13 protein-coding genes are annotated in these 16526 nt (G+C 32.4%); all 13 read right to left on the reverse strand.

Going from position 1 to position 16526, the window contains the following annotated elements; genetic code table 11:
- Nucleotides 1-253: 253 nt before the first annotated feature.
- Nucleotides 254-1633, reverse strand: a complete 1380-nt coding sequence (locus AC0KTX_RS14740; protein ID WP_474252875.1) for a sugar phosphate nucleotidyltransferase — start codon at nucleotides 1631-1633, stop codon at nucleotides 254-256.
- Nucleotides 1634-1654: 21 nt separating this feature from the next.
- On the reverse strand, nucleotides 1655-2776 hold the full coding sequence (locus tag AC0KTX_RS14745) for a glycosyltransferase family 4 protein (protein WP_474252876.1): 1122 nt from the start codon (nucleotides 2774-2776) through the stop codon (nucleotides 1655-1657).
- Nucleotides 2773-3867: a glycosyltransferase family 4 protein gene (locus AC0KTX_RS14750; protein WP_474252877.1), complete on the reverse strand. Its 1095-nt coding sequence runs from the start codon at nucleotides 3865-3867 to the stop codon at nucleotides 2773-2775. The genes AC0KTX_RS14745 and AC0KTX_RS14750 overlap by 4 nt, the downstream gene beginning before the upstream one ends.
- A gap of 56 nt (nucleotides 3868-3923) precedes the next feature.
- Entirely contained in the window at nucleotides 3924-5228 is a 1305-nt protein-coding gene (locus tag AC0KTX_RS14755) for a hypothetical protein (RefSeq protein WP_474252878.1), read from the reverse strand.
- Between the two features lie 33 nt (nucleotides 5229-5261).
- Complete coding sequence (locus AC0KTX_RS14760) at nucleotides 5262-6416, reverse strand: glycosyltransferase family 4 protein (RefSeq protein ID WP_474252879.1); 1155 nt, start codon at nucleotides 6414-6416, stop codon at nucleotides 5262-5264.
- An 81-nt stretch (nucleotides 6417-6497) separates the two neighbouring features.
- A complete protein-coding gene (locus AC0KTX_RS14765) occupies nucleotides 6498-7439 on the reverse strand; it encodes a glycosyltransferase family 2 protein (protein ID WP_474252887.1) in 942 nt (313 codons plus the stop codon).
- Between the two features lie 24 nt (nucleotides 7440-7463).
- Complete coding sequence (gene rfbD, locus AC0KTX_RS14770; protein ID WP_474252880.1) at nucleotides 7464-8309, reverse strand: dTDP-4-dehydrorhamnose reductase; 846 nt, start codon at nucleotides 8307-8309, stop codon at nucleotides 7464-7466.
- On the reverse strand, nucleotides 8306-9319 hold the full coding sequence (rfbB, locus tag AC0KTX_RS14775) for a dTDP-glucose 4,6-dehydratase (protein WP_474252881.1): 1014 nt from the start codon (nucleotides 9317-9319) through the stop codon (nucleotides 8306-8308). The genes rfbD and rfbB overlap by 4 nt, the downstream gene beginning before the upstream one ends.
- Before the next feature lie 2 nt (nucleotides 9320-9321).
- On the reverse strand, nucleotides 9322-9879 hold the full coding sequence (gene rfbC / locus AC0KTX_RS14780) for a dTDP-4-dehydrorhamnose 3,5-epimerase (RefSeq protein WP_474252882.1): 558 nt from the start codon (nucleotides 9877-9879) through the stop codon (nucleotides 9322-9324).
- Between the two features lie 18 nt (nucleotides 9880-9897).
- Nucleotides 9898-10785, reverse strand: a complete 888-nt coding sequence (gene rfbA, locus AC0KTX_RS14785; RefSeq protein WP_474252883.1) for a glucose-1-phosphate thymidylyltransferase RfbA — start codon at nucleotides 10783-10785, stop codon at nucleotides 9898-9900.
- Between the two features lie 551 nt (nucleotides 10786-11336).
- Nucleotides 11337-12554, reverse strand: coding sequence for a Coenzyme F420 hydrogenase/dehydrogenase, beta subunit C-terminal domain (locus AC0KTX_RS14790; RefSeq protein ID WP_474252884.1), 1218 nt, complete (start codon nucleotides 12552-12554; stop codon nucleotides 11337-11339).
- Nucleotides 12551-14005: a lipopolysaccharide biosynthesis protein gene (locus AC0KTX_RS14795; RefSeq protein ID WP_474252885.1), complete on the reverse strand. Its 1455-nt coding sequence runs from the start codon at nucleotides 14003-14005 to the stop codon at nucleotides 12551-12553. The genes AC0KTX_RS14790 and AC0KTX_RS14795 overlap by 4 nt, the downstream gene beginning before the upstream one ends.
- A gap of 17 nt (nucleotides 14006-14022) precedes the next feature.
- The gene (locus AC0KTX_RS14800; RefSeq protein ID WP_474252886.1) at nucleotides 14023-15279 is read right to left on the reverse strand and encodes a polysaccharide pyruvyl transferase family protein; all 1257 of its coding nucleotides are present in this window, start codon (nucleotides 15277-15279) and stop codon (nucleotides 14023-14025) included.
- Between the last annotated feature and the right edge of the window lie 1247 nt (nucleotides 15280-16526).

Raw genomic sequence — 16526 nt, forward strand, 5'->3', positions numbered from 1 at the left:
AAACTTGGAATACGCACGGTTTTTGACGAGTCCAGATGGACCGAGTTCATCAAGCTTCGATTGAAGGTTTTCTAACAAATAGCCAATAACCTGTGCCAAGAAACCTTGAAACCTTGCTCTCCACAAACCTAATCAAATGAGAATCAACCGCCATCGCACAAAAAACTTTGCCCCATAAGCCCGGGTGCCGGGATTATGAGGCTCCAAAAAACTTTTCGCAGTAAATAATTTTGTCTGATATATTCCTATAAATTTACTTCTTCCCTATAAAAGAACAATTCTCTTCGATCTCTTCCCAGCTCAAATATATTCTCACAATATCTTCCTCAATTAACATTTTTCCTGTTTGAACTTCAATTATTTCCAAATCAGAAACAGCTTTTATCGAATGAATAGCTCCAGCTGGAATTTCCAGTACATCACCAGGCTTAACCTGTGTAATCTCACCATTAAAGGCAAACAACCCTTCCCCTTTGATAATCGTCCATACTTCATTGCGGTGGTTATGCATTTGATAGCTCAAATTTTTCCCGGCTTTCACACCGATTCGTTTCGTCAGCACTTCCCGCCCATCTTCAAATTTTGTATAATCTAATACACGATACCAGCCCCAACGCCGTTCCTCATACATGGGCCGCTGATCAAATTCATTTACCAGCTCTTTTATTTTTGGGCTTTTTGCCTTATCTGCAACTAAAATCCCATCAGGACTTGCCGCAACAATAGCATTTGATACTCCTAATACTGTCACAGGAATGTCTAGCTCGTTAATGAGGTGGGTATTTTCACAATCAGCGCTAATAACGCCTTTACCGATTTGGTTTGTTGCCATTTCCTCTGTTAACGTGTTCCATGTGCCAAGGTCTTTCCAATAGCCATCATAAGGCAGCACAATAATATTCCCTGTCTTCTCGACCACTTCGTAGTCAAAACTGGTTTTGGGCAACTTATGATATTGCTTTAACAACTCATCATATTGAATTGCGAAACCCTTTTCTTGCAATAATGAAATGATATACTCAAGTTTAAACGCAAATACGCCACAGTTCCAAAGAGCACCTTGTTGTATTAATTTTTCCGCTTGTTCTTCCGATGGCTTTTCGGTAAAATGACTGACTTTTAAGTATCCGTGATCACCAGATTTAGCAATCGGAACTATATACCCATACTTAGAGGAAGGATAAGTTGGCTCAACTCCTATCAACGCCAAATCAGCACCACTTGCGAGTACGTTTTTCTCTAAATCTTTCACTCTATCAAAAAAACGGTCCTCTACATACGGATCAACAGGCAATACAGCCACAACTTCATTTAAACTAATGCCTTGAACACTAAATAAATAAACCGATGCAAGAGCGATCGCAGGGAACGTATCACGCCGCATCGGTTCAATAATAATCGGAACATCCTGCCCTATCTGGCTTTGAATCATCTCGACTTGGGATTTACTTGTAGCGATAACCGCAAAGTCAGCCAAATTAACATTTTCTAACTGACTCCATACCCGCTGTACCATCGATTGTAATTTCCCATTTTGATTTTCTAATACTTTTAAAAATTGCTTTGAACGAGCGTCATTAGATAAAGGCCAAAGGCGTTTGCCGGAACCGCCAGAAAGTAATACAAGTTTCATGGAAAACCTCCTAATTTTTATCTACATATTTTCAAGTTTACTATTTACATAGTCTTCAAACTCTTTTCTAAATCTTTCTGGGGAAAAACACAACGCATTTTCACGACAATCTTGGTATTTAATATCACCTGAAATATTCTCAAATGATTTAATAGAATCAACTAACGATTTTACTGTCTGTTCTTCAAAAAATAAGCCTGTAGGATTCTCAGCTTGTCCATATCCTCGAACAGTTTCTAATGCCCCACCTTTTCCATAGGCAATAACTGGAGTACCACAAGCTTGCGCCTCAACAGGTGTGATTCCGAAATCTTCTTCTGCGGCAAATACAAATGCTTTTGCCCGCTGCATATAGTCTCTTAAAACTTCAAAAGGCTGGTATCCGAGCAACTCTACATTAGAAGTAGCCTTTGCCTTAATTTTATGAAAATCCGGTCCGTCACCTATAACGACTAATTTTTTATCTGGCACTTGTGAGAAAGCCTCAACGATTAAGTCGATTTTCTTATATGGAACCATTCGCGATGCTGTAAGATAAAAATCTTCTTTTTTATCGTGGAAAGTAAAAGCGGACACATCTACCGGCGGATAGATGACATCCGCTTCTCTTCGATATACTTTCCAAATTCTCCGAGCGATAAATTTTGAATTAGCTACAAAATAGTCAACCCCATTCGCCGTGCGATAATCCCAATTTCTTATGTAATGAAGGATTGTCTTCGCGATCCAACCTTTCATTCCTCGATCTAATCCTGCTTCCTTTAAATACTGATGTTGCAAATCCCATGCATAACGAATAGGCGAATGAACATAAGAAATATGCAGTTGATCAGGGCCTGTAATAACTCCCTTCGCAACTGCATGAGAACTTGAAATGACAATATCGTATTTCGATACATCCAATTGTTCAATAGCCAACGGCATGAAAGGAAGATAGCCGCGATATTTTTTCCGAGCAAACGGCAACTTTTGAATAAAAGAAGTAGTAACTTGTTTATTTAAAATAAAACCTCTTTGATCTTCATCTATAAAGTCTACGAGGCTAAACAAATCAGCATCAGGATAAATCTTGATTAATTGTTCTAATACTTTCTCAGCGCCTGCATAGGTGACTAGCCAGTCGTGAATGATTGCGACTTTCACTTTGCTAGCACCTCCTCAATCACTTTGATCGTTTCCTCCGCACATTTCTCCCATGAGAACATCTTAGCTCTTTCTAACCCTTTCCTCCGTAATTCCTTTCTTAATTTATCATCCGATAATAGCAATTTGATTTTTTCAGCAATATCCTCTGGACTATACGGATCAATATACAATGCGGCATCACCACAAACCTCTGGCAAAGAAGCTACATTTGAAACAATTACAGGACAGCCGCAAGCCATTGCCTCTAAAGGCGGGAGGCCGAAGCCTTCGTATAAAGATGGGAAAACTAAAGCATGGGCATTTGCAATATACCGCTTTAATGTTTCATTATCAACAAATCCTGTAAACTTAATCCTATCTCCTAGTCTTTCGGCATATTTAATAACTTCTTGATCACCAGTAATAAAACCTTCTTTTTTACCTATAATAACTAAATTGTGAGGAATTTCGTTTTTGATTTTTTCAAAAGCTTTTACTAGAGAGATTAAATTTTTATGTGGTTTAACATTGCCTACGTAGACAATATAAGGATTTCGATCTGTATCTGTATCTGTATCTCTGTCCAAAAATTCTCTCCAAAAATTATTTACCCCATTATATATTGTATAAATATTATTTTGATTTCTATTAACAAACTTTAGAAACTCTTTTGTTGTAAAGTCAGATACTGAAATAATAGCATCCGCCTTTTTACTAACAGCTTTAAACATTAATTTAGCATATAGCTTTTTATGAAAACCACCTACAAATTCAGGTTTAGCAAGATGAAATATATCGTGCACTGTTACGAGTATTTTTCCTTTATAGAAAACAGGAATTATATAATGAGGAGACCAAAATAGCACACTATCTTTAGGAATTTTATATACTAAATGCTGTTGTTCAGATAAAGAATACACTTTTGATTGTAAATTAATGATGGAAACATTAGATTTTTGAGTCCATTCATGTCTAAGCAGAATATTTGGGTCACCTAGTAAATAAAAATGATAATTATCTAACCTATTAATGATATTAGGTAATATATTTTGGATATATACTCCTATACCTGATGCATTGATCATTCTTACGTCAACTGTTATTTTCATTATTATCTACACTTCTCCCTGTCTATTAAAAACAAATATTCTCTAGAAAATACTACTCAACTATGTTTCTCAACTTCTCTAAATGATTCGAGAAATACAAACCACATCCATATCTCAAACTTATTCTCCAACCCTATATAAGTAAATATAGATAAAAATATATAGGAATTAACAATAAATAAAATTTTACTATTTCTACCGATAGTGTAACTATATTTAATTAAACTATAAAAGAAATATATAGCTAAAATTCCTCCATACATAAGCCATTGGAAAAAACCAGCCTTTACAGACAGGAATTGTTCTGAAGACAAATAATGGTTAAGTTCTTCAAAATTCAAGTTATGAATATCAAAATAAAAAAGTAATTTACTAGTATACTCTATAGACATAGGAATATATTTTGTAAAGAAAAATATATAACTACCAGTTCCAACACCTAATGGATTATATAGAAATATAATTAGAGATATTATATTGGTACTTAATCTTGTAGCTAATGAGGTAGCTTCTTCAATATCGTACTCTAAACTACTTTGTAAATATCCTACAGATGCATTAAGTATTACTATAAACACAATAATTATTAAATATATCGCCGGTAAATCTTTCAGTTTTATCTTTATAGTTACCACATTTTTTAGAATTAGTAAAATTAATACTAAAAGTAATGATATTAAAAATCCTTTAGAACCGGTAACAGATATATATGTTGCTAAAATAGTTAGACAATAAATATATGACAAATATTTAAAAAAAGATAGCTTTAGATAGTTTGTTAAATAGAATAGGAGACCTGTAAAAATAAAAATTATAGGTCCTGAAAAACTACTTTCAGCAGTTAGAAGTCTAACTCTCCAATATATATCAGGAGAAGAGTGCCAATTAAGCATTGCCCTAGGAATTTTAATATATTCATAAATCATTATTAAAAAAAGAAAAGTGGATATTAAAAATACAGGAAAATAAATATTTCTCTTATTATTTAATATAGATATTACAAAATAGAGATGTCTTATATAAAGGAGAATTAAAAAGATATACGAGCTAGCCTTTAGGCTCTTAATGAAGATATTTTCTCCTAGATATATATAAGTACCTTTTATAAATAATAGTAAATTGTAAAATTGGCTCACTAAAAAGATTCCTATTAAAAACCATAATACCCTTTTTTGTAAAAAGGTAAATTTTATATTCTTCTTTTTGTAAACAGCTATTATCTCAACTAATAAAAATATTGGCAATAATAAAAATACTGGTGTTCTAGCAATTTCACCAAAATAATTAACAAGAGGAAAATCCTGATATATAGTTAAAAATAAAAGTAACGTTAGATAAATTTGTAATATCCGATCCCTCATTTTGTAACCCTAACCTATCTTTAATCGTTTTTTTTACAAGTTGATGATACGTTCAATAGCTTTTTTATGATTATAATTTATATATAAATATTCCTGCGCTTCTTTTACCATTGTTATAGCTTTATCCTTCGAAAACAGCATTAACTTTATACATTCGGCAAATTCAGCAGCATCATTCGAAACTAATACATGCTTACCATGTTTTAAGCCTGTTCCTTCAATACCAATTGTTGTTGAAACTACAGGTAGCCCATTTTGAATAGCATTAATAGTTTTCAATTTAACTCCAGCACCATGTAACATAGGATTAACAAATACAGCACTTTCATTATAAATATGATCTAGTGAAATTGGACTATCATAGAAAATAATCGTTTTATCCTTTTTAATTTTATTTTCAAGCCATTCATATTTTTGCCCTCGTGTATTACCAGCGATAATAAACTTATAGTCTTTAATTTCTTTTAACAAAGGATGTATCTTCTCAATATACCATTCTACTGCTTCTCTATTATTAACCATAAATAAGGATCCTATAAATAGAACATTTTTAGATATAAGTGGTACCCTCTTAAACTCGTTTATGTTTATAGCAGGAGGTAAAAAATGAATGCGATTTTGATGATATTGATTATTAGAAAAGAACTTTTGATATTCATTATATGAGATAAATAACATCTCTAAATTTTTTTTTACCAATTCTTTATTTAATAATGAAAATTTTTGAGACTCTAAAAAGTAGTAAATCTTTCTTAGTAAATTTTTTTCACTGTAACCTAACTGCCGATAATATACTTTTTCATCATTATGGACCCTAAGATAGATTTTCTTATACTTTAAATTACTATTATTTAAGATATGATAAACATATTCAGTTTCCATAATCACTATGTCATAATCATATGGAAACTGAGCATCTTTTAACGATTTCCTAGATTCAACTTGAAGGGGAAGTCTGCAAAACATATCAATAATACGATTTTGCCTTTTACATAATATAATGTTATTTAAATATTTTTTTGCCTCTCGAATTTCATTTTCATGAGGTTGTGATTTTACTGTACAAATTAAATCTACTTTAAATCCTATTTCATTTAATATTTCAATTCTTTTCCACACATCGATATCTCCACCATGATTTGGAGGATATGGAAACGCTCCACATACCACTAAAACTCTTTTATTCATAGTTTATACTTCCTTTACTTCTGTTTAAATTTTCTACATTCAATTATTTATATTTATTACCGTTACCCTCAATAAACAAAACTAAATATCTTGTTTATGAATCCCCATTTTCATATTTATCCCATCTTTAACACCTCTTAATATATATTTTGTTCTTTGTACCTTATTATTTTCATTTTTAACAAACATTTTAATAAAAAACATCATACCTTTAAACAACATGTTAAAAAATGCTACAAATATTTTCTGAATAGGTTGGGTTCTCCGAATCATTACAAAAGAATTTCTAATATGATAGTAAGCAACATATGGTGCAATTTTCTGGCCTAACTTTGATGAATTGGATATTTTATGATAAACAACAGATTTTGGTATATACATTATTTTCCATCCTTGTTGTTTTGCCTTTATGTTCCACTCTACTTCTTCACAATACATAAAATAATCTTCTGTCATATATCCGATAGAGTTAATCAATTCTTTTCTGAAAAATAAGCTACATCCAGTAATATAATCAACTTCTCTTATTTGATTGTATGTTTCTCTGTCTTTATCTTTGATTCCAATATGTTGAGTGTTACCTAACCAATAATTAACCCTGCCACCCGCAAACCAAATTTTATTCGTGCCATAATAATAAATCTTCGAACCAACAATTCCGACTTGCTTATCTTTCTCTAAAACCTCCACTAATGGAGTTAAAGCATTCGGATCAACTACTGTATCATTATTCAGCATCCAAAAATATTGATATCCTTGGTTATACGCTTCTTTAATAGCAACATTATTCCCACCCGCAAATCCTAAATTTGCGCCAGTCTGAATGAATGTGATTGGTATATGAAACTTTCCATCTTTATAATCTTGTTGTAGTTTGTCAAACGAGCCGTCTTGTGATGCGTTGTCTACTAAAAATACATGAAAGTAAGGATACGTTAAATGTTCTAGCGATTTTAAACATTCAAACGTATCATTGTAGGCATTCCAGTTTAAAATAATGATTGCTACATGTTTCCCCGTCACTTGTTTCAAATTTCCATCACTACCTTATAGTTTAATTTGTATAATAAATTCTTTCAACGCTTCTCTCCAATCTCGCATTTTTCTATAATGATTTAAATTGAGAGCCATATGCTGAAAAACTGAAAAAGCCGGCCTCGGTGCTGGTCTTGGAAAATCTTTTGTCATACAAGGATTAACCTTAACTTTTATTTTTGCTTCTTCAAAAATAGCTTTCGCAAATTCATACCAAGAACATTGACCACTATTTGAAACATGGTAAATCCCATATTTTTCAGTTTGAATTAAGTCTAAAATGCAGTTTGCTAAATCCACCGTATATGTTGGACAACCGACTTGATCATTAACGACCATCAACTCATTCCGTTCTTTAGCTAATTTTAGCATTGTTTTAACAAAGTTATTTCCATGCTTTCCAAACACCCAAGAAGTGCGAACAATAAAAAATTTAGAGTGTAAATCACGAACAAATTGTTCACCTGCCAATTTGCTTTTTCCATATACACTTTGTGGGTTTGTCGAAGCAAATTCATTATAAGGTGTAGTAGCTGTTCCATCAAAGACATAATCCGTGCTTATATAAACAAGTTTAGCCCCTACCGCTTCCGATACGACTGCAATATTTCTCGTCCCATATGAATTAATTAAAAATGCTTGATCTGGCTCAGATTCTGCTAGGTCAACTTTTGTATAGGCAGCAGTATGAATAACTACATCTGGATGGATCTCACGAATAACTCTTTTAACTTGATCAAAATTGGTAATATCTAATTCTTCCTTCCCGTATCCATAAACTTCATAACCACGGTCTGAAAGCAAAAGTACTAGATCAGTCCCAAGCTGTCCTTTTGCACCAGTCACCAACACTTTCATGATCTGTCACCATACTGTTTTTGATAATACTTCATATATTCACCGGATTTAATATTTTTCCACCATTCTTGGTTGTCAATATACCATTGGATCGTTTCAACGATACCCTTTTCAAATGTATATTGGGGCTTCCAACCAAGTTCTGTCATAATCTTTGTTGGATCAATCGCATAACGGCGGTCATGTCCCGGACGATCGGCAACATATTTAATTAAATCTTTTGATACACCGAGCTTTTCAACGATTAAATGTACAATTTCATTATTTGTACGTTCATTATGTCCACCGATATTGTATACTTCACCAGGTCTACCTTTATGAATGACTAAATCAATCGCCGCACAATGGTCTTTTACATACAGCCAATCGCGAATATTTTTACCGTCACCGTAAATCGGAAGCTCTTTTCCTTCTAAGGCGTTTGTCACCATTAACGGAATCAATTTTTCAGGGAAGTGGTATGGTCCATAGTTATTGGAACATCTCGTAATGTTCACATTTAGACCATACGTTTCATGATAAGCTCTTACAAGCAAATCTCCGCCAGCTTTGCTTGCCGAATAAGGGCTATTTGGCGCTAATGGTGTTTGTTCTGTAAAATATCCCGTTTCTCCAAGCGTTCCGTACACTTCATCTGTTGAAATTTGTACATATTTTATAATATTATTGGCTTTCGCCACATCTAATAACGCTTGCGTGCCTAATACATTTGTTTTCACGAAAATATCAGGATCTGTAATACTGCGGTCGACATGAGATTCAGCAGCAAAGTTGATAATTACATCAATTTCATGAGTTTTCACAAGATAATCTACTAACTCACGGTTATTAATATTACCTTTTACAAAAGTATAGTTAGGATGATTTTCAACATCCTTTAAGTTTTCAAGATTACCAGCATAGGTTAATAAATCATAATTGACTACTTTATAATTTGGATATTTCTCAAGCATGTAACGAACAAAGTTACTTCCAATAAAACCTGCTCCACCTGTGACTAAAAGATTCATTATTATCTCTCCCACTCAAAGTTGATTTCCGCATCGGCTAATAATGGATGTTTTGTATCTTTTTCAGATAAAATTGGATTCCCTATCGGCCAATCAATCCCTAACACCGGATCATTCCAAAGAATGCCGCGATCCAGTTCGGGTGAATAATATTCATCCACTTTGTATTGTACTTCTGTATTTTCTACTAATGTACAAAATCCATGGGCAAATCCTTTAGGCACAAGTAGCTGTCTTTTGTTATCTTCAGTTAATATAAAACCTTGCCATTTGCCAAATGTCGGCGAACCTTTACGAATATCAACAACTACATCGTAAATCGCTCCTCGAGTAACGCGAACTAATTTCGTTTGCGCTTTAGGATTTAACTGATAATGAAGTCCTCGTATCGTCCCTGCTTGCTGTGACAACGAATGATTATCTTGAATAAAATCAAAATCAATTCCATATTCCGAAAAAATCTTTTTATTATAGCTTTCCATAAAAAAACCGCGATGGTCGCCGAATACTTTCGGTTGAATCAACAACACACCGGGTAATGAAGTCACGGTCACTTTCATTATAAACACCCCATCATTTTATAAATAGATTGGTCGTCTTTTCTGGTTTGCAATATCAATTAAATATTGACCGTACTGATTTTTCTTTAACGGCTCCGCTAGTTTTAATAACTGCTCTCGATCAATATAGCCTTTCAAATAAGCTATTTCTTCAAGACAAGCAATCTTTAAACTCTGACGTTTTTCAATAGTTTCAATAAATTGCGATGCTTCCAGAAGTGACTCATGAGTACCAGAATCTAACCACGAAAAACCTCGGCCTAAAATTTCAACATGCAACTCACCAAGCTCCAAATATTTTTTATTCACATCTGTAATCTCTAATTCTCCTCGTGCAGATGGTTTAATACTTTTCGCAATTTCAACAACACGATTATCATAAAAGTACAACCCTGTTACCGCATAATTGGACTTAGGATTTTGTGGTTTTTCTTCAATAGAAATAGCCTTACCATTCTCATCAAACTCCACAACACCGAAACGTTCTGGATCGTTTACGTAATATCCAAACACCGTCGCTCCCGTTTTCCGTTCCACAGCCTTTTGTAATAAATTTGTTAACCCATGACCATAAAACAGATTGTCTCCTAAAATCAATGCAACATTATCATCACCGATAAACTCTTCTCCAATAATAAATGCCTGTGCAAGACCATCTGGCGACGGTTGAACGGCATAGGATAACGAAATTCCTAAGTCCGATCCATCTCCTAGAAGTTCTCGAAAACGCGGTGTATCGCTTGGAGTAGAAATAATCAAAATATCACGGATACCTGCTAACATTAGTACAGATAAAGGATAATAAATCATCGGTTTATCGTAAATAGGCAACAATTGCTTAGATACTGCCTTAGTTAAAGGATAAAGGCGGGTGCCGCTTCCACCCGCTAGAATGATCCCCTTCATATTCAAAACACCTCGTATACCTATTCTGTTGGTTTATTTAGCTTTTCTGCATGCTTCGTTTGCTTCCATATCCATTGTTTTCTCAGTAGAGCAAATAAACATATCACCTTCTTGTTGATACGTAAAGTGTGATTCCTCATTCACTGATTCCGAAAGGAGACTATACTCGTCTTCTTCTCGTTCATCAGATTTTTGGGCTTCTCAGGACGCTTCACATCTCTCATTTTCCAATCACTTTATCTCTTGTTACATTCTCTTTTGACATTGCCTTATGTTTGGATGAATTGGCCTTTATTTTCGAACCTTCAATGCTCAAATGATCTAGAGAGACATAACCGAGTTGCATGCGATGTGAACAACTCGCTTAAATAATTTGATGTATTTTTTATGAAAATCGCTGATCATCCGAAAGTCGTTTTTTTAATCACTACTTGGCCAACGACTTAGTGTTTTCTCTTTTTAGTGTTTAACCAAAGAATCGCGATATTTTTCAACCATCGGCAAGTCACAGGCTTGCCGATGGTTAAAAAATCTATAACAATTACCATTGTTTATATTTTGCCTTTTATAATACGAACTATAGTTCCTATAAAACTTTTTAATCTTTTTCTAAATATTGCTTTTCTAGAATTCATAAATAATAATCGAATTGGATATTTAGGAGTCTTTTTCATAAAAATCTTCATAGCTAATATTCTTGATAATAACAGCTTTCTTCTGTCCGACTGATATGGTTGAATTCTTTCAATTTCTTCTGAGTTGATATTTTTATCTATGACAATATAACCTTTTTTTACTGCTCTCTCTAATAGTTTTTGGCCTTTTTCATTTCTTGTAATTACTAGACTTCTTCCTTGCTGCTCTTCAAAGATAGGGTATCCATTTTCATCGCCAAACCAACCATCTCCACAGCTTATATCTGCAAACTCTCCAATCCCATCTATACAAATTTTACATCTTGCTTGTAAATATCGATTTAATATTTTTCCCCAAGATTCTTCATATTTCATTTGATATATTTCACCTTGAATTGTAACAACTTTGGTTAATCCAGGCCATCCTTCGCCTCGATATCGAAACGTTTTTACATCGTCCTTATTAACATTAAAGTATTCTAGTATTTTGTAAGTACCCTCTAAACTAGGAATACCTGCACAAAAAAACGAAAACATATACAGAATTTTAGTAGAAACTCTTTCATCTAGTCTAGAATAACTTCTCAAAGCCGCAATATCACAAGGTTTTCCCACTATTGCAAATCGCTTCTCCTCATTTAGTATTTCACCTAACGTCGCAAGTGGTGCTGATGGACTATATCTAGAACCAGAATTACTAAGTACTTCTTCTTTAGTTTTACTTCTTTTGATTTCATTTAAAAGTGGATTTCCATTGCTGACACCAATATGGATTACTTCGTCTATTTCATTTTTCTCCAATAAATAGATTAGTAATTGTGATAATACCCCCCCAGAAGAAGATTTGTGCCTTATATTATTATCTGACGAATATGCTAATGTACTTGATTTAATATTCCCCCACAAAGGTTCATTATTTGGTATTACTTCATAATTAATAACATTACCTGGACAAACATTTTTTAATACATTATTTTCATCGTTTGTTAACTCTCCATATATTACCGGTCTTAAATAACCTTCGGAACTTAGTTCCATTTTAATTTTTTTATCTTTTACAATTCCTGCACATATTCCACAACCTGAACACATGTTGCTTTTTAGGACTTTAGTAATTATATCGTTGCTCTTCATTTTTCCCCTCTTAATCTTGTCTTAATTTGTTTTATAAAAGGTTTTGAGTATCCCATTAAGTAAAATATGAGATTCACAATCAAGAATCCAAATCCACCAAAAATAAAAAAGGATAAAATATTATTCTTAGTAAAGACCCCTGATATGAAATAAAAAAATAAAATTATTAATCCTGAAATAAAAAAATTTAGTGTAATCTCCTTAAATGGAAACAATTCTTTAAATCTAACTCCCAGAACTAATTTTATCTGAGTCAAAGTAATTAAAACTAGAAGAAATTGTGTTAAAACTGAAGCTAGTGCTACTCCTTCCAATAAAAAAATCTTATCAAAAATGATAATAAATAAAATGTTTATTACTATTGCAGATATCATATTAAATAAAATATATTTACTTTTATTAAGAACAATAAGAATGTTTCCAAAAACAGTAATCGCAAGTGGTAATTTTAATAAAAAAACAATAAATATATATTTAGCAGGTAAATATTCTTTAGAGAAAATAAATTCTATATATCCATCACTAAAAAATAACAGAATCCAAAAAATAGGGAAAATAAAAATCGAACCAATAACGGTTGAATCTTTCCATATTTTTAACATTTCCCTAGGATTATGATCTTTATTATATTTTTGTGAAAGTGTTGGTAGAATTGCAGCGGCTATAGAAATTGTTACTATTGAGACAAAAGGAATTTCCGTAACTCCAACTGAAAACACAGCAAAATCATCTACACTATAATTTTTTGACACATACAAATTACCAAGGTATAAGTTTAATGTTTGTGCTATAAAAGATAACCCAATTGGCAAAGCCAACTTTATTTGTCGATTTATTAATTTAGCATCAACATCAAAATGAATTGAATTTGATATCTTATAATGGAAATAAAGGAATATACCTCTACCTATTTCTAATAATAATAGTGTTAACAGAATTAAATACAGATCTTTAAATCTATAACTTACATATATGTATAGTACTATTTGAATAACAAAATAAATAGAGTTAACTTTTGCAAAAATATACCCTCTATCATCAGATATATATATATTTTCTAAAAAACTAAAGAATACAATAGCGATGATATATAAAACTAAAAGTATATAATAATTCCCTATTTCTCCATCTTTACTAAATAAAAAAATAAATGGTTTTTTAAAAACAATCAAAATTAATAAAGTTAAAATATTAATAGTTGCTAAAATAACGGTAGTGGAAGTAAACAATTTAGATAAATCTTTTCTATCTATAATTTTGAACAAATAGCTGACTGACGTTGGAACACCTAACACTAAAATGCTACCTAAAAGATTTGTGATAAGAGTATATTGTCTATATATTCCATAATCACTTTGAGAAAGTACTCTTGCTATTATCATTGTAATAATAAGTGCTGAGATTGATTTCAAACCTTTACTAATGGATAATAATAATGATTGTTTATACACTTTTCCTTCACCGATTCTTAAAGAGATAGAAACATATTTCTCAATTCATTTTTAAATTTTTCATTCGTAGAATTTATTTGATCTAAAACTCTTTCTCTATTTTCAAATGACTTTTTAATGATAGAAATTATTTCATCTATCGTATGTTTTCTAGGATCAGCAACAAAATCTTCTAATCCAAATTGCTCCCAAATCCCAATAAACTTTCTACTATAAGCTATTGGAGATGTTGGAACACCTGAAGAAATTGCGCCAATACATGAATGCATCCTTCCACCAATAAAAAAATCACAATTCTTTAACATTCCTTTAATTTCATCTTCCCGCAAATAATCTTTCCACAAATAAGTTCTTCCAGGATATCTTTCACTATATTTATGATACATTTTTCGGCAAACCAAAAGGTCATCTTCCACTGGTAAATTATTTGTAATAACATGTGGAATAAAAATAATTTTTACATTTTTATATTCTTCTAAAAACATTTCCACAATTTTTTCCATTACTTCTTTGTAATTAGAGATAAAACCGAACATATTGTTTTTAGAATAACCACCATTATATAGTAATCCGCTTATGTTAATCCCAACTAATATATCCGATGCGACATCCTGTTTTATATCTAATACAGCATCTTTTTCAATTGGTTTCATATAAAAGGCTAGATCAGGACAGTATTTAATTTTGTTTTCTTTAACACCAATCTCATCTCTTAAATAGTTAAAGCTAATCATATCTCTAGCATAATTATACTTTGCATGGTTGCAAATATATTTGGCTATCTTTTGAAACATTTTGTTCTTAAAAGGTCCCATCGTTTGAGGTAATAATACTAAGTTTTTATTTTTATTTACAGCAAGTATTTTTATATTAGAATGCATTACAAAACGTTTCCATCCGTAAATGTCACTAAAACTATCTCCCTCACTAATATCAAGTATTAGATCAGCCCAATCAATATGAGTTAAAATCTCTTTAAAACTATCAATTTTACTTATGAAGGTATATATGCTTACTTTTTTTTCAATGAAAGATAGAAAACTTAATAATGTAGCGCATTTCGTATTCACAGGTATCTCTTCTATTAATAATTGCTGATTCTTATTATAAAAAGTATGGGTTATTTTTTTTTTGGCAGTGTATGAGAAAATTTTTATTTGTGGTGAATCTAAGTGATCTATTAAACCTTCAATTGCTGATCTTGTTAAAGCATTTACTCCTCTATTTCCTGATATTAAGGAGGCACCAACTAAAAGAATCTTTTTTGTTTTCACTTTAATAAGCTCCTTTCAGAAAAAAATGACCCTAACAGCCCCTGAATCCTTAATGAATATTGTAAAAACAGAAAAAAGGAACTAATCACAGGTGTCTGATTTCCTTTTTATTACATCACTCATAGAAGATATTCCATTCATCCGAAGACTAGTGAATATTTAAGAATCCAGCATCAACAGGGTGTTTTGACATGTAAACACCCTTAGGAGCAGGATAGTATGATCCCCAAAGATTACCCCATGAGTAGTTGCTTCAGAGACTCCAAGAGGGTTTTCGTTGTTTTCTCAGTGTGTAAATGACACTACGAATCTGACAGAAAACATGGGCATCTTTTTTTGCCGAAACGTCCCTAAAATCTTTTGTTTGACCTTCACCACCCGTAAATCACGTTCGAATTAGTTATTGTTAAATGATGCATTACTCTCTCGAAGGAATAGAAACGCTTCCGTTCTTCGTTTTGACACACGTTTGATCAAGTTTTTACTTTGCGAAATCCTGCATCACACGAATCACCTTGCCTTATGCCCACTTCTTGCTCAGTCAGACCACGATCGAGAAAGTGTTATAGACAGACTCCCAACGCTCCGCCTCTCCTTCTGATAAGCTCCCTCCGACTTGTTCGACTGCCTTTTTCATATATTCAGAAGAGCACTCATCATCTCTCTGTCCCACGATTGTTCGTATAGTTCCCAAAGTCATTGAAGTTCACGAGGATGATGGACATGGGGCAATTATGGGGTGAATGCTTACCATCAAGGCTCGTTTTACGTAAAAAATGTTCTAATTAGCACTATTAGGTTCAATCATTATTTCAATAGTTCAAAATATGATCCTTATACATACAAATAAGGATCCTTCACGAATATATTTTAAATCTAACTTAACTATTTCTTTAAAATCCTAAACTACTTCTCCCACTCACCCTGCCACAACCCTGTACACCCAAGTATAACAAGCAAACGTTGCACGTTATACTCTGTATATTGCTCAACCTCTCTTAGAAGCAACGATCTTGGTCCTATCAAGTTCATTTTCTCTTTTTAATACAACATTAATAATAAACTGAGAGAGTTCATAAAGGTTTGCTTTATGTAAAAATCAACCTAATTTTCCATTTAATCTTAATAAGCACTATTCGGCTTAATCATTATTTTAATTGTTTTAAATATGTCTCTTCACCATTTTCTGTGATTTGTACACGAACCTTGCATCATGTTAGCTGGATTTAGATGTCAATCAGACCGTC

The organism is Aeribacillus sp. JST-2 (assembly GCF_056032925.1).

Excerpts from the sequence above, each read along its gene's own strand:
- AC0KTX_RS14740 (WP_474252875.1), bottom strand. The coding sequence starts at position 1,633 with ATGAAACTTGTATTACTTTCTGGCGGTTCCGGCAAACGCCTTTGGCCT.
- AC0KTX_RS14750 (WP_474252877.1), bottom strand. The coding sequence starts at position 3,867 with ATGAAAATAACAGTTGACGTAAGAATGATCAATGCATCAGGTATAGGA.
- AC0KTX_RS14755 (WP_474252878.1), bottom strand. The coding sequence starts at position 5,228 with ATGAGGGATCGGATATTACAAATTTATCTAACGTTACTTTTATTTTTA.
- AC0KTX_RS14760 (WP_474252879.1), bottom strand. The coding sequence starts at position 6,416 with ATGAATAAAAGAGTTTTAGTGGTATGTGGAGCGTTTCCATATCCTCCA.
- rfbD (WP_474252880.1), bottom strand. The coding sequence starts at position 8,309 with ATGAAAGTGTTGGTGACTGGTGCAAAAGGACAGCTTGGGACTGATCTA.
- rfbB (WP_474252881.1), bottom strand. The coding sequence starts at position 9,319 with ATGAATCTTTTAGTCACAGGTGGAGCAGGTTTTATTGGAAGTAACTTT.
- rfbC (WP_474252882.1), bottom strand. The coding sequence starts at position 9,879 with ATGAAAGTGACCGTGACTTCATTACCCGGTGTGTTGTTGATTCAACCG.
- rfbA (WP_474252883.1), bottom strand. The coding sequence starts at position 10,785 with ATGAAGGGGATCATTCTAGCGGGTGGAAGCGGCACCCGCCTTTATCCT.
- AC0KTX_RS14790 (WP_474252884.1), bottom strand. The coding sequence starts at position 12,554 with ATGAAGAGCAACGATATAATTACTAAAGTCCTAAAAAGCAACATGTGT.